The organism is Halorientalis pallida, from assembly GCF_004118325.1.
Lineage (GTDB): Archaea > Halobacteriota > Halobacteria > Halobacteriales > Haloarculaceae > Halorientalis > Halorientalis pallida.
In genome coordinates, this window is the sequence record NZ_RDFA01000001.1 from 698,838 (window position 1) to 718,078 (window position 19,241).

The window sequence follows — 19,241 nt, forward strand, 5'->3', positions numbered from 1 at the left end:
CTCGTGCTCTGGGTAGTGTACTCGCCGAACGTGCCGGTACCGTACTTGTCGTACTGGTATTCGTCGATGTTGTCCGACTGCGGTGCATCGATCGTCACCGACTCGCCGACCTGGACACTCGTCTCCGAGACTGTACAGCCGGTGGCGAGTGCAGCGTTCGTTGCGAACATCATCGTCGGCCCCGCGCCGGCCCCGTCCAGCATCTCGTTCGTCGCGCTCGCACTCACGACTGGACTCGCGACGAACACAGCGACGCCGAGTAGTATCAACAGAACGAGGACACCCCCCTGGTAGCAGCGTGTCGACCGATCGCTCGTGGTCGACCCGTCACGGTTTGCACACTCATCTAACCCGTCGTCAGCCGGTGGAATCATCATCGATCACTGATCTCCCGATCCACGCAATCACTCGTCACGCACGTGAGAACCGTATCTGAACGGTTTCGGTCGAGGGAATGGCGCTTCCATCTGCCGATTGCCAGCCGTTCAGGTTCCCGCGGGCGAGCGCGGTCGATTCGCCCACTTCCGGTGGGTATGCCAAAACGTTCGTATCACACTGTTAAAAATACTCTGTTGGTACAAAAGATAGTGTCCAGGGTGAAACTATTCGATCGCACAGAGTGATCGTAGTTCGTGTACTGAGAGCACCACAGTGGTTGAGTTAGTTCCACCCGGTGGCGTGCCGAAGCTGGCCGTTCGCACAGTTGAGACTCCAACTGTGGGCATCTGTCAGAAAGTTGAGTGGGACCGCCGAGCTACGCGGGTCGGTTTTGGCGCTGTTCGTCCGTTCGTGGGTGGTAGTGTCGTCACTCATTGGTGGTCTCCATGTAGCTACGGCGCGATTCCATCCGCTTGAGCAGGTCCGGCTTGTCGTAGTGCGTCCGGATGACCTCGGGAGTCGCGTTCACGCGCTCCGCGAGGACCTCCGGCGGCCAGTCCTCGTCACGGTGGTTCGTGATCGAGCCAGTCCGAATCCGGTGCGGGGACCGCGAGGACGGACAGCGGGACTCGTAGCCGTGTTCGAGAGCTTCGCAGTCGTCCGGGTCGCGGTCGTGCGGGCAGGTTCCGTATCGGCACGGCTGGGTGACGATGTTGAACCGCGAGCGAATCGCACCCTTCGACATACGGCCGGTGCCCTTCCGGCTGGAGAACAGCGGCTTCCGTCCGTGGTCGTCCTCGACCTCGGCGCGGGACACCTCGATGTACTCCTGGAGGAGCTGGCCGATCTCCTCCGACAGTGCGACGGGACGCTCACCGTCCTGCTGGTTCTTCAGCGGCGTGTCCGATTCCGGCCGGTGCCGGAAGTAGACGAACGGCACATTGAACCGCTCCAAGTCCTCGGCGTCGAGGTCGTCCTCGTGCGCGATCCGTTCGAGATCGTCCTCGGTCAGGTAGCAGTCTCGGAGATCGAGCGAACGGAGCGCACCGAGGCGAGCGCCGGTGTGCCACGCCAGCGCGAACAGCGCGTGGTCGCGGCTGGCGTAGTCGTACCGTTCGAGGTTCGTGAGGATCGTCTCGGCACGGCTGGCAGACAGTTTCTCGTCGTCGGCCTGCTCGGCCTTCGAGATCGTCGGCACGTCCACCTTCGCCGGTAGCTCAGGCGGGACGGCCTCGATGTCCGCGCAGAACCGCAGGAAAATCTTGATCGTGCCGAGTTGGTTGTTCAGCGCGCTCTTGCTCAGTCCCTCGGCACGCCGATCCGAGTCGTACCGGAACACGTCGCGGCCGGTGAGGTCGTTCAGGTTGTGGATACCCTCGTCTTCGAGCCAGTCGGTGAACTGCCGAACGCGGTAAAAGTAGCTCTGTACCGTCTCGTCGGACTTCTCGGCCTGCTGGCGGTCGACCCACATCGACAGCGCCTGCGCCGGGTCCATCGGGGTGAGGTCGTCAGTCATCCTCGACCTCCAGAATACGGCATCCGCAGGAGGTACAGACGGACTCCCACGACGGGTAACGCGGGTCAGCCGCGCACATCAGGCGCGATGACGGTTTTGGGTCGTCACAGGTACACAGCAGGTCGTAGCTGTTTGTTCGACGGCCTTCGAGACCAGCGGGCCGAATCTGTTTCGGGGTCATATCCACCTACAAATCAGCAACCATTAGAAGCCACTTAACAGTTGCCACTAATTAGTTACATTCGATAAGTAACAGCTATTCGGCAACGCTCTTTTAGCGAGGGCTGTCGAACGGGGTAATATGGCCGACGAGGAGGAAACAGAGCACAACGATGAACTGCCAATCGAGATGCAGGCGGACATTGACTATGGTGAATACGACAGTGAGGAAATGGAACCTCCAGACTGGATTACAGACTTAGACAGGGAGATATTGGCGCTTCTGGGAAACCTTCAAATCATATTGACACCGGCAGTCATAGCAAAGAACATAGATCGATCTCGTAGTTCTGTCTCTCGCCGTCTGAGCACACTTGAAGCGGGTGGTATGGTGGAGAAACCTGAACGAGGACACTATCAAATTTCATCGGAAGGATATGCACGGATGACACGAGAGGTCCCAGTTGAGCCACCAGAAGGGTACGAAGATAAGAATTGGATTGCGTGGAAAATTTTAACCCCTGAAGAACTGGACGAACTCGAAGAGAACGGTAGAATCAGCAATTGAAGCACTGGATATACTACTACAAATAGGGATTGTTATTCGGACAGCTAACATTGTGACGCTCTCCCTTGCGGGTACTTGGTCGCCGTCGTCACATCGGGGACTCGTTCGACGGTCGCTTTTTCAGCCAGGTGTCGCTCGCTCCGGTCACTCCGCTCCCGATGGTCGCTCCGTTCCGGTCGCCGTGCTCGCACGATCTGGACACTCGTCCTCCGGTCGGTCCAGCTTGCCGTTCCGGGCTGCGCGTTGCTCGCCTCGAGGGCACTCCCTCACCGCTACGCTCTCCACGGCGTCGGACGTGCTCGCTCCGCTGCGCGCGTCGACGCCGTTCCGCTCGGTCGGCCCTGGAGCCTGCGCTACTGCTGCCGGGCTTTCGTGCTGTTTCCCTCCCTCCGTCCTCGGCCCATATCGCTGCGCGCGGCTTTGAGGTACTGCCTCCGGCGCTCCCGGAGGTCGCGCCGTCGGCCCGCTCGCTCGCAGGTCGCTCTCCTTTGCGGGTACTCAGTCGTCGACGGCGTATCGGGGACCCACTTGTCGAATGCTCAGTACAGAGAAAGTATATATTCACTCCTTCCATCATTCCCCACATGATTCGCAGGGAATTTCTCGCGGGTCTTGGCGCTTCAGTTGGAGTCATCTATGCTGGCTGTCTTTCTCCTTCTTCAACGCAAACTGAGGAATTCACTCCCGACGTTGAACCCACAAAGCGGCTTGGACAAGCACCTGGGATTTCATTTGACGCAAAGCCACAAGAGGAGTACGAGTATCTTGAAGAGAGCGATAGTGTGCGAATCCAGTATGAATCAGGCGAGAGCAGTACCTTTGCATTTGCGTGGTGGGGAACTGCCCGTGCAGCAGAACATGGGGCTGACCGGCTCAAGCGTCTATTGGAAGACAAATCGCTGACTGGTACAGGTATCAGTACTGGGTGGGGAGAAACAGAATTGGCTGCCATTGACGTACCTACTGATGAAGACCCACCAACTCAGGAGGAATTCAAACGGGGTCCCCCACTGTGTCCCAAAGTGCGTCATCTCCACCATTATGCACGAGATGGATCACTCATCTCCAAACCTGACGTATCATTTTCACGGATTGTCGAGGCGACACCCAGATCAATGGAAATCACCATGTTATTCCCTGAAAAGGCATATACTGCTGTACTTCCTGTCGTCTGTAGTAGGACATGGCAGCGAAATGAATGAATTTATATAAATGCTATTAAATTGGACTTCGAGTGACTACATCGTTATCCCACAGAAGGTCACAGTCTATCACTTAGTTCGCACACACACTGAGCAGGTGGTTCATCTCGGCAATCCTGAAATCAACCACCTTACGGACTGTTCTATAACATCCTACCACACATCAGCTATCGGAGGATCGTTTTCTCTCTCGATCACCGGTGACTCATCACCGTCTTCAACGAGATCTTCGACAGCTTCGAGATCGCGTGAGTGATCGTCGACGGCACCACTCGGCAGATCCCAGTACGCATACGCACCGATGTAGTCCACGATACACCGATACGAGGCTTCATCGGGGAGTGTTGACCGAACGGCCGGCCGCTCGACCTCGGACAGCGCGCGATCTATCGCGGCGTCGAGGTCGTCGAGATCGTCCCACCGACGCCGCGCGAAATCGTCGGAGATCGAGGACTCGGACACAGCTCGAACTGAGTCGAGCGAACACCAGCGAACGGCTTCGCGTACGTCCGGCTCCTGCGTGTGGTCGTTCGGGTCGATCCCCTTCGTGATCGACTCCGAGCAGGACCAGAACCGCCGGTTCGTCGCCCAGTACAGCGCCAGTTTCCACGTCGCGGCTTTGTCGGCGTACGTCTCCCGTTCATCATCCTCGGTCTCAAACGACTCCGTGGCGTCGAGGAGCGAACCGAACGTCGCACTCAGGTACTTGCCGAGGTACGCGCCGGCCGTCGATTCCATCGCCTGCGCGTCGTCGTCGAACTCGATCAACTCGTGCGCTCGTGTCCGGTCGCGCACCCACTCGTCGGTGTGATCGTGGTCGCCGAAGCGGTACCAGTCGACGAAGCCTTCGTCACTCTGGAACTCCGGTTCGAGATCGTCGAGGTCGTCGCGGTAGACGAGCGGGTACACGTCGACGATCTCTCCCTGTCCGTAGTCAGACCACTTCGACGCGATCTCCGGTTTGTCGCACAGCCACGGCATTCCATCTCCGTCGCGGGTCGGAACGTCGAAAAACAGCACGTGCAGATGGGGATAGCCCTTCTCGGAGAACTCCAGCGCCTTGATGTAGTCCGGACGTTCGCGGGGTCGACCCGTCACGTCGTCGTCGAGTTCGGGTCGCCAGGTGCGAACGTCGGACTCGCGGGTGTCGGCCTTCGTCGACGGGTCACTGTCGAAGTACGACAGCAGGCGGTTGAAGTTCTCGTTTATCGAGTCTATCGCGTCGAGCAGGGAATCGTGTTGCTTCGGGTCCGTCGTCAGCGTAGCGAGAACGGCGTTCTCGGCGTGGTCGTAACCGTACTCCAGCGCATCATTGAAACGGGCGAACTGCTTCGAGACGCGGCCCTCGTCATTGAAACGGGTCTTGTACCGCTTGGTCATCCGGCGCTGTGTCTCGCCGCCAGTGCGGCCGACCATGTGAACGTCGAACAGCAGGCGGTAGTCCTCGATCCGGTTCAGGTATGATGTAAAACCGTCCTTCAGCAACTCGCGCAGGTCGTCGTCCACAGAGTCGACGCGAGCGAGGTAGTTCCGCAGGAACTCGCGGTCGTACGGCTGATCGGTCGAGCTACGTGTTTGAGTAATGCCTTCTGTAATCAAGTCAAGAAGGCGTAGTGTCGGCGTGACCACGAGAACGCCTGACGATTCCGATTTGCGGACGTACGGGTCGTCAGGCTCGGCGAGATCGTCGACGAACCGATACGCGAACTGGTAGTCGGCATCAGAGCCATCGACGCGCTCGCAGGCTTCGGGGGACACGCCTTTGACTGCGTACGAAACAACGTGTGTGAGCGGCGTACCTTCAGGCTTCGACGCGATGAACTTCGCAATACGGACGCGCTCGGCGTCGCGTTCGGTGAGGGTTCCGTCGAGCAGGGTACCGTGGCCGAGGAGATCGCGCTCTTCCAGGAGGTCCGCGAGGACGGGAGTGTTACATCTATCCGTGAGGTCGAGACCCGACAGGTAGCCAGGAGGGTCTACGACACTCATCGGTCACTGATCGAATAGACGATTGGGGCCGCCTCCGGCGGCCCCTGCGGCCCGGCTTCCGTGTTTGCCCCCCATGGGAGGGGGGCAAAGACGGGGCCGGCCCTTGTGGCAGTCGTCGAGCCGGTCGAAGCGCGTCGAAACGCTACGCGAAACGCGGGGCTACCGGCGAGCCATCCCGGCGGGCGGGCGGGTGGGCGGGTGGCAGTTATCCGATAGGCAAGTACCGGACTCATCTGTCTGGAGAACAGAAGCCCGGTGCCTCATCCGGCGAGTCGAACGAATAGACTTCACCGGAACCAACTGGGTAGTCATCGCTCAGGGTCTTTTCCCGATGCTCCCAGATCGGAACGGATTCAACGTTCTCAGGGGTGTTCAACCACGGCACAGGGCAGATGTGATGAACTTCGTATGCGTGGCTGAACACGTCGTGCGGATCAGCGCCGCCAGCAATAGCACACAACTGATGGACATAGACCGTATTGTCATTCTCAGCACGCTGACAGCGGACGTATTCATACCCCAGTCCGGTCATCGAGACATCCGGGGCAAGAGTTCGTCGAGAATCGGAACTGCCCTGATTGAGCGGAACCGACATAATCAGACACCCTCCGGGAGATCGACACCTTTCCAGCAGAACGGGCAGTTGCCGGGATGGCGGGCCGTCTGACGGTTCTCGACGATGAACTTACCGCAGGATCGACAGTGATAGGAAACGCGGACGGTCATCGTCGATCACCGTCCTCGACGCGCTCGATGGCACGACGAACCTCTTCGTCCGTCGCACCGTTCTCGACGAGGCGAGACGCAGGAACGAACTCACAGGGACCGAACGGCCACCGATGGCGGCGTTTCTTCTCGATTAGATGATGTAACTGCCGAAGGCTGAGAGCAGGGTCAGCATCGGTACTTAAAGAGCGACTAAGTTTCAGTCGAACTCTTGAAGGAATTTGGTCGCTCGCACAGCTAAGACTCCAACTGTGGGCATCTGTTAGAAAGTTGAGTGGGACCGCCGAGATTCGAACTCAGGTCCGACGCACCCCATGCGCCGAGGATACCGCTACCCCACGGTCCCGCACTTGGGTCCACGAGGGTCCCCGGATTAAGCGTGTCGTTTTGCGGCTAGACCAGTACCCGTTCTAACTCGACCACGGTGCCCGACTCGCCGTCGGGATCGCCCACCAGCCGGCCGAGGCAGATCGCCGCCTCGTCGGGCGTGTAGCAGGCCACGAGCGGCCGGTCGGTCGCGCGGTCGGCGGCCAGGTCCGCGGCGATCACACCCGGCGCGTACACGGGCGCACCCTCGGCGACCTGTGCGGCGGCGCTGGGGGCGATGGTCAGGCCAGGCAACGGGGCCAGCGCGTGCTCGGCGGGCCGAACGATCTCCCGGAGCGGGTCGGGGTCGTCGTCCTCGGCCCACCACGCGAGGGCGTCGGCGAGGTCCTCCAGCGTCACCAGATCACGGTCGTCGAACTGCCCGGTCGCCGTGCGTCGGAGGTGGCCCATGTGCGCGCCGGTGCCCAGCGCCAGCCCGAGGTCGTGACAGAGTTTCCGGATGTACGTCCCACTTCCACACCGGATCCGGAGAAGCGCACGGCGGTCCTCGACCTCCAGCACGTCCAGGTCGTGGATCTCCCGGACCCGGAGCTGTCGCTTGACGGCGCTTTTCCGGGGCGGCTTCTGGTAGATCGGGCCCTCGAATTCGGCGGCGACGGTTTCGAGATCGGCGGGGGCCCGGCCGTGGAGTTCGAGGACGGCGACGTACTCCTTGACGGCGTCGTCGAACACCTGGGCCATGCGGGTGGCGTCGCCCAGGAGGAGGGGCAGACAGCCGGTGACCTTCGGGTCGAGCGTGCCGGCGTGGGCGACGCCGTCGATGCCCCCCGGAACTCTTTCGTCGACCATGTCCCGGACCCAGGCGGCGACCTGGTGGGCGGAGGGGCCGGGCGGTTTGTCGAGGTTGACGACGCCGAAGTCGAGCAGATTGGGGATCGACCGGTCGTCGGGAGCGCCGCGGTCGGCCATCAGAACTCGTACCGGACGCCTTCGACGGGGTACTTGCCCTCGTCGCGGTCGGCGCTGTAGGACTCGGCGGCCGACAGGACCAGCGAGAGGCAGGCGTCGGCGTCCCAGCGGGCGGTGTTCACGGTCAGATCGTAGATCGAGTGGTCCTCGATGTCGATGCCGTAGTACTCCCGGTAGCGCTGGGCCTCGCTGGCGGCGCGGGCGCGGGTCTCTTCGAGCACTTCGTCGAGGGGTTTGTCCTCGCGGTCGGCGATGCGGTCGGCGCGTACGTCGAGCGGTGCGTCGAGCCACACCCGGAGGTCGGCGTACTCGGCGGCCATCCAGCCGGCGAGTCGCGACTCCAGAACCAGGTCGGTCGACTCGCGTGCGGTCTCCCGAAGCCGGCGGTCGAGATCGCGGTCGATCTGGTCGTCCTCTTCGGCGAGTTCGTTGAACTCCACCAGCGAGCAGCCGCGTTCGTCGGCCAGCGCGCGGAAAATGTCACCCCCACTGACGTGCTCGTGGCCGAGCGCGTCGGCCAGTCCCGCCGCGAGCGTGCTCTTGCCGCTGCCCGCGGGGCCGGAGACGGTAATCAGCATATCAGACCTGCGGTGGTCGCGCTAAAAGAGGTTGTGTCTTCGGCCGGGACGACCGGCACCCGACTGCGCTCGGCCCCCGACGGCAGCGGAGAACCTGACAGCCGCCGGAGACCCGGGCTTTTCCGGGTGGCTATCGTCCATTCCACCCATGGAGACCACCTGGACGGTGAGCCGCGCGCAGGCGGCCTGGGCGGTCGTCGGCCTCGTCGTCGGGAGTCTCGTCGCGTTCGTGCTGGTCTCGTTCGTCGGCGCACTGGCCGTCGGCGTCTTCCTCTACTACGCCGTACGGCCAGCGTACCGACGGATCGAACGGCGGCTCGGCCGGAGCGATCTCGGTGCGACACTGGCGCTGGGGCTGGTCGGGGTCCCCATCCTGGCCGTGCTGGGCTACGCCGCGCTGGTGGCCGTGCGCGCGGTCGACCGGTTCGTCGCCCGCACCGACCTCTCACAGTATCAGTCCCTGCTGGCCCCGTACCTCGACGTGGCGGCGCTGACCGAACCGGGAACGCTGTTCGACCTCCTCGGGGGGAACGTTGGCCGAGTCGCGGGGTATTTTGGACTCGCCGTGACGTGGTCGGTCCGCCTGTTCGTCGCCATCACGGTGGCCTACTACCTCCTCTGTGACGGCGACCGGATCGGCGACTGGTTCCGGGCGACCTTCGGTGGCTCACCGGGTGCTGTCGCGTTCGCGGAGCAGGTCGACACCGACCTGCGGAGCGTCTACACCGGCAACCTGCTGGTGATCGGGGCCACCGCCGCCATCGCCGTCGGCGTCTACTCCCTGCTCGGACTCGTCGCGCCGCCCGCACTCGCCATCCGATTTCCGCTCCTGCTGGGCCTGCTGACGGGTATCTTCACGCTGGTGCCGGCGGTGGGGATGAAAGTGATCTGGGTCCCCTACGCGCTGTCGCTGGTCGTCCGGAGCCTGCGGGGCGACGCCGGGCTCTGGTTCCCCGTCCTGTTCGTCGTCGTCACGTTCGTCGTCGTCGACTTCCTCCCCGACGTGTTCGTCCGGTCGTACCTCTCCAGCGGGGACCTCCACATGGGATTGCTCGTGCTGACCTACGTGCTGGCGTCCATCGCCTTCGGCTGGTCCGGGATCTTTCTGGGCCCGATCCTGCTCGTGGTGGCGATCCACTTCGCCCGGGAGGTCCTGCCGGCGCTGGTCGGTGGCGGATCGCCGAGTGTCGAGGAAAACTGAGAGCGCCGCGCCGATCAGGTCGGCGTCGTCTGGATGTTCAGCGACTTCCGGATGATCTGGGTGAAGCCCATCGAGCAGAGGAAGTACCAGACGATCCAGGCCTGCAGCGGGCCGAGGATGCCGGCCTGCCAGCTGATGTCGCCGACCAGCGGGAGGACGACTCGCTGCCCCTGGATCTGTCCGGTCCCCAGCAGCCAGTACATCCACAGGAACACCGGGATGGTCAGCAGCATGATCCAGACCATCGGGCGAATCTGCTCTTTGAACATGCCCATCTGGTCACCCATGGCGTCCATCTGTTCTTTCTGGATGCGGTCCAGGGCCTCCTCGTCGCCGCGTTCCTTGGCCTCCTTGCGGCGCTCCTGGATCTCTTTCATCTGCTCCTGGTACTCGCTCATCTTGTCCATGTCCATCAGGTTGGCCTGCAACAGCGTCGAGTACAGGCCCGTGAGCATGGCCAGGACCATGACGACGACGTAGAAGGGGAGCATCGCCTCCAGCGGGCCGAAGAGCACGTCGAGGGTCCCGCCGATGGCGTTGCGGATCGACGGCAGCGAGTAGCCGGCCATCATCCCCAGCGCGCCGACGCCGGCCAGTTTGTCGTAACTCGACCACGACGACTCCTCGTCGCCGTCGGCGGCCGCGTCGCTCACCTCGTCGTCGGTGAGCGCGTCGCGGACGCCGTCGGGATCGTCGACGACGAACCCGGAGCCGTCGGCGTCGACGAGCAGTCCCTTCTCGATGAGGCGGCCCCACTGGCCGCTGGTCATCTCGTCGCTGACGTCGCTCCACTCGACGGTCCCCTCGTCCTCGACGACGTCGAGGACCGCTTCGAGCGCGTCCAGCAACTCGCCGTCCTCGCGGGCGAGCGACTCTACTTTCTCGGCGGTGCGTGGCATTGTCGTAGCTCTAGGCACCACCGCTAATCAAGCTTTTACTCTCGGTGCGAGGAAGACGGGAGTTCGGAACCGATCAGACGCGGTCGTCGATGGCCGCCTCGATGTCCGCCCAGACCTCGTCGGGGGTCTGTTCGCCGTCGATCTCGACGAAGCCCGCGTGGTCGCGGTAGTGGTCGACGACCGGCGCGGTGTTGTCCTCGAACACGTCGAGGCGGTTGTTCACCGACTCTTCGTTGTCGTCCTCGCGCTGGATCAACTCGCCGCCACAGTCGTCACAGACGCCTTCCTCCTCGGGCTGGTCGAACTCGACGTGGAAGTTGGTGCCACAGTCGTCACAGACCCGGCGGCCGGTGAGCCGGTCGACGAGTTCGTCGCGGCTGACCGACAGGGAGAGGATCACGTCGAGGTCGGTCATGTCTTCGAGTTCGTCGGCCTGGTCCATGTTGCGCGGGTAGCCGTCGAGCACGTAGCCGTCGGCGCTGCCGAGCGCTTCCTCGACGATGGCGTTGACCACGGCGTCGGGCACCAGATCGCCCGCCTCCATGTACTCGCGGGGCGTGTCGTACTCGGTGTCCATGTCCGAGATGTCCATGTCCTTGTTGCCCCGCAAGGCGTCGCCGGTGGTGACGTGTTCCACGTCGAACCGGTCGGCGATGCGACTGCTCTGTGTCCCCTTGCCTGCGCCCGGCGGGCCGAGAATCAGCACGTGTGCGTCTGCCATGTGACCGGCTTCTCCAGCCCGGGATTTGTACCTGACGTTCTCCGTCGACCGGCGACGAGCACGGTCGTTTTTACCGCTGGGCACCCTCGGTCCAACCATGACAGCCGACGGCGAGCGCGCCATCGAGCGTCGGACCCGGATCGCCGAGGCGATCACGGCCCACCGTCGGGCCGGGAGCCAGTCGCCAGTCCTCGTCGCCGTCGCTGCCGACGATCCGCCGTACGTCGAGTACTGCGACCGCGAGATCGTCGTCCACGTCGACGAGGCCGAACGCGACCGACTCGACGCCCTGCTCGCCGAGTTCCCGGTGTTCAAGATCGCCCAGCCGGCGACCAGAAAAGCGCCCGACGGCGAGGTCCACGTCTCGGCCATCGCGGACCCGAAACACGCCGCCGACTTCCTCGATACCCTGTTTCTCGACGTGTTCGACCGGGCCGACGACTACGCCCTCGACGTCGAAGACTGACTACGGCTCGGTATCCGAGGACGGCCCCGCGCCGCTCCGGCCACGACGACTGCCCGTGAGATACCGGTAGATGGGGTACACGTAGTCTTCGAGCGGACCCTGGACGCCCCGCGGACCGGCGTAGACGATCACCGGGACGCCCGCCCCGTCGGCGAGGCTGATGACCCGGTCCGGCGTACTCCCGAACACCCACCGACGGAGCCGACGGGTCCGGGTCGCCCCGATGACGAGGATACCCCCGTTGTCCTTGGCGGTGGAGACCAGCCCCTCGGCGACGGTCGCCGCCGAGACGTTCTGCACCCGAACCTCCGGCGCGCCCGAGAGCGCGGCCAGCGTCGTCTCGGGGGTCTCGGGCCGTCCAGCCCCCTCGGGGTCGACGTTGATCACGTTGATGTCGGCCCCGTTCTCACCCAGTTGCTCGATCAGCGGCAGGACGGCCTTGTGGTGCGGGCCACCACCGGCCCCGATGTTGACGATGTCCACGTCCGTCGGGTCCGTGAACCCGCTCACGAACAGGACGCCACAGGGCGCTTTGTACTCGACGTGTTCGGCGATCTGCGTGTGTTCCTCCGGGTACCCCATCAGGATCTGGTCGGCCTGCTCGTCCCGTGCAGTCTGGACGATGTCGAAGCCCACGTCCTGGCAGATGTGACCCTCGACGGTGTACTCGGCGTCGATCTCGGTCTCGTCCAGCAGGTCCTCGATGCGGCGGGCTCGCCCCTGTGCGGCGTCGGAAACGGCCTCGTACGGCGTCTGTTCGGGAATCTCGGTGACATTGAGGACGTGCACGATCGGGTCCTCGCCCCTCGTGTTCCCGATCAGCGCGGCCAGTTTGGCGTAGGTCGGGGCCCGCTCGGGCCGGGCGACCGACACCAGGACCCGGTAGCGGTCCCCGTTCTCGACCGCGGCGGCCGCCGACGGCGGTTCCGGCTCGACGACCTCCTGGAACAGTTCCTCCACGTCCGGCGCGCCGCCCCAGACCAGATAGGCCACGAGCGTCGCGACGATCAGCAGGACGCCCCAGACGACGCCCTTCGGCGGGAGGTTCGTGATCAGCGCCAGGTTCGCGAGGATGCCCAGGATCGGCACCACTGGGACGCCGGGGACGCGAAAGCCCCGTTCAACGTCCGGGAACCGCCGCCGCGAGTAGATCAGCGCGACGTTGACGATCGAGAGGGGGACGAGCAGGTTCAGCGTGGCGAACCCGGTTAGCGGCTCCAGGCCGAGGTGGAACAGGTTCGCACCGCCCAGGAGCGGGACGGCCGCCGGCAGGTCGAGCGAGAGCGGGACCCCGCCGCCGCCCTCCGGGAACAGACCGATGAAGACGACGATCAGCGCGACGATGGTCCCCGTCGCCGCCATCACGCTCCAGAACGGCGTGCTGAACTTCGGGTGGATGCGCGAGAACGGCCGTGGTGCCTGGCCCTGCCGCCCCATCAGCGAGCCGATGCCGCTGGCCGCGAGGATCGAGGCGTTCGAGGCACTGACCATGCTGAAGATCGCGCCCGCGACGATCAGGCTCTGCCCGATAGGGCCGAGGAAGGCCGCGGCCACCCGGCCCATCGCCGTCTCGCCTTCCTGTGCGATCACCTCGGCCGGGATCGGCGAGTTGACCATCGCGACGATCACCAGCGCGTAGAGGACGGTGACCGTGACGATACTCGCCGCGATGGCCCGGGGAACCGTCTTCCGGGGCTCGATGATCTCACCGGCGCTGGCTGCGATGGCCGAGAAGCCGAAGAAGGTGATGAACGCCAGCGCGGCGATGGTGACGATGTTGACGGCGTCGGTCGAGAAGTTGGTCGCGAAGGTCCCGGTGGCCTGTGCCGGACCGGCGTAGGCGAACGCGCCGCCGATGAACGCGATCAGCACGGCCACCTTCGCGCCGGTCACCAGCAACTGGAACGTCCCGCTCTCCTCGGTCCCGCGGGCGTTGAGCGTCCCGAGCAGGACGGCCGCGAGCACGCCCGTCGTCCCGTGGGGGAGAAAGTGCCACGACTGGGGGATGATGAAGCGGAAGAACCACTCGTCCATCGTCGCGAGATAGAACGCGGTGGTGCCGGTGTAGCCCAGAAACAGCATCGCACCGATGGCGTAGATCAATTTGTCGTGCTCGAAGGTGCGCGAGGAAAAGAGGTAGCCGCCGCCGTTCTCGGAGTAGATCGAGGCGAACTCCGAGTAGGAGGCGGCGGTGATACCCGCGACGACGGCGGCGATGACGAACGCGATCACCGCACTGCTCCCGATCTCGGCGACGGCCGTCCCCGACAGCGAGAAGATGCCGGCCGCGATCATCGTCCCGAGCCCGATCGCGAAGGCGATCTTGAACCCGAGGGTCCGGGTGTGCTCTACCATTGCAGACCGGTCTACCCGACGGGACCGTAAAAATGTCGTTCGGTGGACGAGGACGAAACCACCTGCGTTCACCGATCCGTGAGCGCGAAATCAGTCTTCGACAGTGATGACGAACAGCGCGAGCACGGGGACGATCTCCAGCCGGCCGAACCACATCAGAAGCGTCATCCAGAGCTTCGAGACCGGCGAGAACTGCAGGTAGCTCCCGAACGGACCGACCGCGCCGAAGCCGGGGCCGATGTTCCCGATGGTCGCCAGCGCGGCGCTGAACGCCTCCAGCGTGGAGATGTCGAAGCCGATCCGGGCCGAATCGAGACTGAGGAACACTGCCGACGCACCCAGGAGCACGAAGTACAGCACGGTGAACACGAGGATACCACGGACGGCGTCCTCGTCGACGATGGACCCCCCGAGTTTGACCGGCTGGACCACGTCGGGCCGGGCCGTCGTGTACAGTTCCCGCTTGACGGCCTTGATCGTCACCAGCCAGCGGACGACCTTGATCCCCCCGCCGGTCGACCCGGCCGAGCCGCCGACGAACATCGCGAACAGCAGGATCATCTTGCCACTGGCGTCCCATCGCGCGAAGTTCGAGGTGGCAAAGCCCGTGGAGTTCAACAGCGAAGCGATCTGGAACGCCGCCTGTCGGAGCGCGTTCTCGGCGACGCCGTTCGTCGCGCCACCGAGGTCACCGAGCGCGGGGGCCGCCCCGCGATAGAGGACGAACGCGAGGACGGCGGTGACCACCGCGATCGCGCCGGCATACGTCCGGAACTCGGGATTCTCGTAGAGGACCTCGAACTCACCCTTCAGGACGTGCCAGAACAGCGCGAAGTTGACCCCCGCGACGACCATGAACGGAATGACGACCCACTGGACGGCCGCACCGAAGTAGGCGATGCTGTCGGCCTGTGGCGAGAAGCCGCCGGTCGGCAGCGTCGAGAACCCGTGTGCGATGGCGTTGTACAGGTCCATCCGCGGGGCGTATCCCGCGAGATGGAGGCCGTAGAGCAGGGCCATCAGGAGCACAGTGAACCCGGCGTAGATGAGCCACAGCGCCCGGGCGGTCTCGGCGATCCGGGGTGTGAGCTTCTGCAGTTCGGGGCCGGGCGCTTCGTTCTGCATGAGTTGCGCGCCGTTGACCGCGACCTCCGGGAGGATCGCGATCATCAACACGATGATCCCCATCCCGCCGAGCCACTGGATGAGCTGTCGCCACAGCATGACGGCGTGTGAGTGCCGTTCTAGCCCGATCTGTCCAAGCACCGTGGCCCCGGTCGTCGTCACACCGCTGGTCGCCTCGAACAGCGCGTTCACCGGGTTCGCGAGGGTCGAGGCGGTCCCCTGGCCAGCGAGGACGAACGGGATCGCGGCGACGACCGCCGCCGCAAGCCACGACAGCGAGACGAGCAGGAGTGCTTCACGCGGCCCGAGGTCGGGGTCCGTCTCCAGCCGTTCGAGCGCCAGCCCCGCGACGAGGCCGATCACCAGCGAGCCCGCGAACACCAGCACGTCCTCGCGGTAGACGACCGCGACGAGCAGGGGCAACAGCATCGTCAGCGAGAAGTACTTGACGACGGTTCCGAGGAGGCTACAGCTCGCGCGCCACTCGAAGGGGAGGTCCACCGAGAGCCGCGACGTGAGACCGGACACACCTGCCGTCACTCGGCAGGGCGACAAGAATCCATCGTTACCCTGTCCCCAGTCAGGACCGCCAGTACGCCGGCGTCAGGAGGACGAGCACGGGGATAATCTCGATGCGGCCGACCCACATCAGGACGATCATCGCGACCTTCGTCGTGTCCGGAAAGTGGAGATAACTCCCGTAGGGCCCGGCTGCACCGAACGCTGGCCCGATGTTCAGGAAGGTCGCGGCCGCCGCGCCCATGGCGTCGAACTCGCCGACGCGTGTGACCGTCCGGGTCGCGTCCACGACGACGAAGACGGTCAGCAGGGCGAACAGAACCAGACTCAAGAGGACGTACCCGTAAATGTCCTTGATCGTCTCCTCGTCGACGACCTGGCCGCTGAGCCGGACGGGTCGGATCGCCTCGGGGTGGATCTCCGTGAACAGGTCCCGTCGGAGGGACTTGACGACGACCAGCCACCGGAGCGTCTTGATCGAACAGGTCGTACTGCCGGCCATCCCGCCCACGAACATCGCCAGGAACAGGACGTGTTTCGCACCCGCAGACCACAGGTCGAAATCGACCGTCGCGTACCCCGTCGTCGTGACGATGGAGACGACCTGGAACAGGGCGTGTCGAACCAGCGGCTCGACCCGCGAGAACTGCCCGTCGACGACCAGGAAGGTCCCGGTCAGCGCCGTCAGCCCGAGGACGATCGCGGCGTAGAACCGGAACTCGTCGCTCCCGGTGAGCCGGCTCGGATCGCCCCTGAGCAGGAAGTAGAGGAGGATGAAGTTCGTCGCCCCGAGGAACATGAACGGGATCGTCACCCACTGGATCGCCGGCGAGAACGCGCCCAGACTCGCAGGCTCCGGGGAGAACCCCGCCGTCGAGACCGCGGTGAAGGCGTGGGCGACCGCCTGATACAGCGTCACGTTCGGCGCGACACCGGCCACCCGGAGAGCGAGCCACGAACAGACCATCAGCGCCGTCAGGCCGACGTACAGGAGGCCGAGCAGGCGCGCCGTCTCCTCGATCCGTGGCGTGAGTTTCGTGAGATCCTGGGTCTGGGTCTCGGTCTCCATGAGCTGTGCGCCACCGACCGAGATCTGTGAGAGGACGGCCACGGCCAGCACGAGGATCCCCAGGCCACCCATCCACTGCAACACCGACCGCCAGAGGTGGATCGACCGCCCGTGGGCGTCGAACGAATCGATGACCGTCGCGCCCGTGGTCGTGACGCCGCTCATCGACTCGAACATGGCGTTGACCGGCTCGGCCAGCACGCCATGGCCGGCGAGGACGAACGGGACCGCGCCGACGAGCGCGATAGTCAGCCACGTCAGCGCGACCATCAGGTACGACTCCCTGAGTCCGAGATCGCGCCGGTCGAAGCGTTCGAGCGCGACCCCTGCGACCAGCGACCCAATCAGCGGGACGAGAAACGGAACGACCGCCTCGCCGTACCACGCGGCGACTGCGGCGGTCCCGGCGAGTGGCACCGTCAGCGCCTTCAGTACGGTCCCGACGAGGGTCGCACTCGTTCGCCAGTCGACGGCGACGCGGCTCACAGTTTCTCGGTGACTTCCGAGAGGACGTCGACGTCGGTGAACAGGACGACGTGATCGCCCCGTTCGATCACGGTGTCACCGCGGGGCTTGATCAGCGAGTCGCCACGGGTGATCGCGCCGATGACGATCCCGCCGGGGAGGTCGGCCATCGACTCCCGGATCGGCCGACCCGCGAGCGCGCTGTCGGCGTCGATCTCCAGTTCGATGACCTCCGCGCGGTCGCCCTCGATGATGGCGACGTTCTCTGCGCGGCGCGCGCGGGTGAACCTGGTGATCTCCTCGGCAGTCGCCTCGCGGGGACTGACGGCCACGTCGACACCGACCGCCTCGAACAGTTCCGTGAAGTCGCCGGTGTTGACGACGGCGACCGTCCGGCCCGTCCCCATCCGTTTCGCGATGAGCGTCGAGAGGAGATTCTTCTGGTCGTTGTCCAGTGCCGAGACCAGCACGTCGGCGTCGCCGACGCTCTCGCGTTCGAGCAGTTCCTGATCGGTCGCGTCGCCGTTGAGGACCGTCGTGTCCGGCAGGTTCTCGGCCAGCCAGCGGGCGCGATCCTCGTCGCGCTCGAACAGTCGCGGCTTGTACCCACCCTCTTCGAGCAGGCGTGCGACCTGGTACCCGATCTCGCCGCCGCCGACGATCACCACGTCGGTGGCCGCGTCTTCCTGCGGTGCCACCGCGGTACTGAACGCCCGCATACTCTCGGGGCTCCCGATGGCGATCACGTCGTCTTCGGCCTCGATGACGGTCTCGCCCCTCGGGACGAGGACTTCACCGTCCCGAAAGATACCGGCGAACGTCAACGAGTCGAACCGGTCGGCCTCCGCGACGGTCTGACCGGCTACCGGACTCTCGGCCGGAATCTCGAATTCCGTCATCTGGACCAGCCCGTCGGCGAACATGTCCACGTCCTGTGCCGTCGGGAGCCCGATCACGCCGACGATGGATTTGGCCGCCAGCAGGTCGGTACAGACCATGAAGTCCACGTCGAAGGCCCCGCGGCGCTGTTCCCAGGCGTGGAGGTACTGGGGCTGTTTCACCCGGGCGATGGTGAAGGGGTTGCCCACGATGGCCGACACGCCGCAGGTGACGATGTTCGTCTCGTCGCTATCGGTGCTGGCGATGAGCATGTCCGCGTCGGCGATCCCCGCCTCTTCGAGCGTCTCCAGGTCGGTCCCGTCGCCCTGGATCGGGAGCACGTCGTGAGAGTAGGTGAGTTCGTCCACGCGTGCGGGATCGGTGTCGATGACCACCACGTCGTGTTCGGCCGCGAGACTGGCCGCGATGCTCGATCCGACCTGTCCCGCACCGACGATGATCACGCGCACGGCCGATCACCAGCACCCATCATTGGGGGTCCCTACCGACGGGCTACCCAAGAGAATTTCCCTTCCACGGACTCCACCGACGACCGAAGGTACGAGAACTTAAGGCCGGTCCACTCCCAACCCCGTCCATGGAACGACGAGTCGGCTCTGGGATCGCAGGATCGGACCGACCGGCAGAAAGTGGGGACACCGAAGACGATGGCTGACCTCTTCGAGCGCGTCCTCCTCCCGGTGGCGAGCCCTGACGACGCGACGGGCAGCGCACGCGCCCTCCGCCCCCGCGTCGGCGACAGCGTCGTCGCCGTCCACGTGGTCGAGAAGGCCGGTGGCGCGGTCGACAAGGCCTCGGTCGAACAGCGCGAGGAAGAGGCCGGGCACATCTTCGAGGCGATCCACGCGGAACTCGACGACGGGACGACCGTCGAGACCGAGATCGCCTACGGCACCGACGTGGCCGAGACGGTCTTCGACGTGGCCGACGAGATCGAAGCCACGAGCATCGTCTTCACGCCCCGGGGCGGGAGCCGCTGGATCCAGTTGCTGACCGGCGACGTGGCACTGGACCTGATCACCGGCACGGACCGCCCGGTCGTGGTCCTCCCCGACCACCAGGAAGAGGGAACAGCCGACGAATCGACAGGCGGAGGCGAACCGAGCTAA

18 protein-coding genes and 1 tRNA gene are annotated in these 19,241 nt (G+C 64.5%); 5 read left to right on the forward strand and 14 right to left on the reverse strand.

All coding sequences use genetic code 11. The features are described from left to right. Together EAF64_RS20780 and EAF64_RS03805 are read right to left on the reverse strand one after the other, a co-directional pair. On the reverse strand, positions 1-377 hold a 377-nt coding region (locus tag EAF64_RS20780), incomplete at its 3' end, for a hypothetical protein (RefSeq protein ID WP_193767559.1). Between the two features lie 428 nt (positions 378-805). After that, on the reverse strand, positions 806-1,894 hold the full coding sequence (locus tag EAF64_RS03805; protein WP_129067628.1) for a tyrosine-type recombinase/integrase: 1,089 nt from the start codon (positions 1,892-1,894) through the stop codon (positions 806-808). Positions 1,895-2,195: 301 nt separating this feature from the next. On the opposite strand from EAF64_RS03805, the gene EAF64_RS03810 reads away from it, so the two are divergent. After that, a complete protein-coding gene (locus EAF64_RS03810; protein ID WP_227738872.1) occupies positions 2,196-2,621 on the forward strand; it encodes a helix-turn-helix domain-containing protein in 426 nt (141 codons plus the stop codon). Between the two features lie 584 nt (positions 2,622-3,205). Further along, the gene (locus EAF64_RS03815) at positions 3,206-3,823 is read left to right on the forward strand and encodes a hypothetical protein (protein WP_129067629.1); all 618 of its coding nucleotides are present in this window, start codon (positions 3,206-3,208) and stop codon (positions 3,821-3,823) included. A 153-nt stretch (positions 3,824-3,976) separates the two neighbouring features. Here EAF64_RS03815 and EAF64_RS03820 read toward each other — a convergent pair whose 3' ends face one another. The 6 genes from EAF64_RS03820 to cmk all read right to left on the reverse strand — a co-directional run bounded on the left by EAF64_RS03820 (position 3,977) and on the right by cmk (position 8,412). Then, a complete protein-coding gene (locus EAF64_RS03820) occupies positions 3,977-5,812 on the reverse strand; it encodes a hypothetical protein (protein ID WP_129067630.1) in 1,836 nt (611 codons plus the stop codon). A gap of 229 nt (positions 5,813-6,041) precedes the next feature. Beyond that, positions 6,042-6,407, reverse strand: coding sequence for a hypothetical protein (locus tag EAF64_RS03825; RefSeq protein ID WP_129067631.1), 366 nt, complete (start codon positions 6,405-6,407; stop codon positions 6,042-6,044). 2 nt (positions 6,408-6,409) lie between these two features. Next, positions 6,410-6,538 (reverse strand): hypothetical protein, encoded by a 129-nt coding sequence (locus EAF64_RS21565; protein WP_267899421.1) that lies wholly within the window; start codon positions 6,536-6,538, stop codon positions 6,410-6,412. A gap of 275 nt (positions 6,539-6,813) precedes the next feature. Then, positions 6,814-6,884 (reverse strand) — tRNA-Pro (locus tag EAF64_RS03830). A gap of 47 nt (positions 6,885-6,931) precedes the next feature. Next, the gene (locus EAF64_RS03835) at positions 6,932-7,834 is read right to left on the reverse strand and encodes an RNA-guided pseudouridylation complex pseudouridine synthase subunit Cbf5 (protein WP_129067632.1); all 903 of its coding nucleotides are present in this window, start codon (positions 7,832-7,834) and stop codon (positions 6,932-6,934) included. Beyond that, on the reverse strand, positions 7,834-8,412 hold the full coding sequence (cmk, locus tag EAF64_RS03840) for a (d)CMP kinase (protein ID WP_129067633.1): 579 nt from the start codon (positions 8,410-8,412) through the stop codon (positions 7,834-7,836). The genes EAF64_RS03835 and cmk overlap by 1 nt, the downstream gene beginning before the upstream one ends. 148 nt (positions 8,413-8,560) lie before the next feature. Here cmk and EAF64_RS03845 point away from each other — a divergent pair, with 148 nt between their 5' ends. Beyond that, positions 8,561-9,613 carry an AI-2E family transporter gene (locus tag EAF64_RS03845; RefSeq protein WP_129067634.1) on the forward strand — a complete coding sequence of 351 codons (1,053 nt, stop codon included), beginning with the start codon at positions 8,561-8,563 and terminating at the stop codon, positions 9,611-9,613. A gap of 14 nt (positions 9,614-9,627) precedes the next feature. Here EAF64_RS03845 and EAF64_RS03850 read toward each other — a convergent pair whose 3' ends face one another. Together EAF64_RS03850 and EAF64_RS03855 are read right to left on the reverse strand one after the other, a co-directional pair. Further along, entirely contained in the window at positions 9,628-10,512 is an 885-nt protein-coding gene (locus tag EAF64_RS03850; protein ID WP_129067635.1) for a DUF106 domain-containing protein, read from the reverse strand. Positions 10,513-10,585: 73 nt separating this feature from the next. Next, complete coding sequence (locus EAF64_RS03855) at positions 10,586-11,233, reverse strand: adenylate kinase (protein ID WP_129067636.1); 648 nt, start codon at positions 11,231-11,233, stop codon at positions 10,586-10,588. Positions 11,234-11,330: 97 nt separating this feature from the next. Between EAF64_RS03855 and EAF64_RS03860 the strand changes: the two genes are divergently transcribed. Then, complete coding sequence (locus tag EAF64_RS03860) at positions 11,331-11,699, forward strand: hypothetical protein (RefSeq protein WP_129067637.1); 369 nt, start codon at positions 11,331-11,333, stop codon at positions 11,697-11,699. Here EAF64_RS03860 and EAF64_RS03865 read toward each other — a convergent pair whose 3' ends face one another. The 4 genes from EAF64_RS03865 to trkA all read right to left on the reverse strand — a co-directional run bounded on the left by EAF64_RS03865 (position 11,700) and on the right by trkA (position 18,581). After that, positions 11,700-14,054, reverse strand: a complete 2,355-nt coding sequence (locus EAF64_RS03865) for an amino acid permease (RefSeq protein ID WP_129067638.1) — start codon at positions 14,052-14,054, stop codon at positions 11,700-11,702. Between the two features lie 90 nt (positions 14,055-14,144). Further along, positions 14,145-15,707 (reverse strand): TrkH family potassium uptake protein, encoded by a 1,563-nt coding sequence (locus EAF64_RS03870; RefSeq protein WP_394345745.1) that lies wholly within the window; start codon positions 15,705-15,707, stop codon positions 14,145-14,147. Positions 15,708-15,759: 52 nt separating this feature from the next. Continuing rightward, the gene (locus EAF64_RS03875) at positions 15,760-17,253 is read right to left on the reverse strand and encodes a TrkH family potassium uptake protein (protein WP_129067639.1); all 1,494 of its coding nucleotides are present in this window, start codon (positions 17,251-17,253) and stop codon (positions 15,760-15,762) included. Next, on the reverse strand, positions 17,250-18,581 hold the full coding sequence (trkA, locus tag EAF64_RS03880) for a Trk system potassium transporter TrkA (RefSeq protein WP_129067640.1): 1,332 nt from the start codon (positions 18,579-18,581) through the stop codon (positions 17,250-17,252). Before trkA ends, EAF64_RS03875 begins: the two co-directional genes overlap by 4 nt. Before the next feature lie 198 nt (positions 18,582-18,779). On the opposite strand from trkA, the gene EAF64_RS03885 reads away from it, so the two are divergent. Further along, positions 18,780-19,241 carry a universal stress protein gene (locus EAF64_RS03885; RefSeq protein ID WP_129067641.1) on the forward strand — a complete coding sequence of 154 codons (462 nt, stop codon included), beginning with the start codon at positions 18,780-18,782 and terminating at the stop codon, positions 19,239-19,241.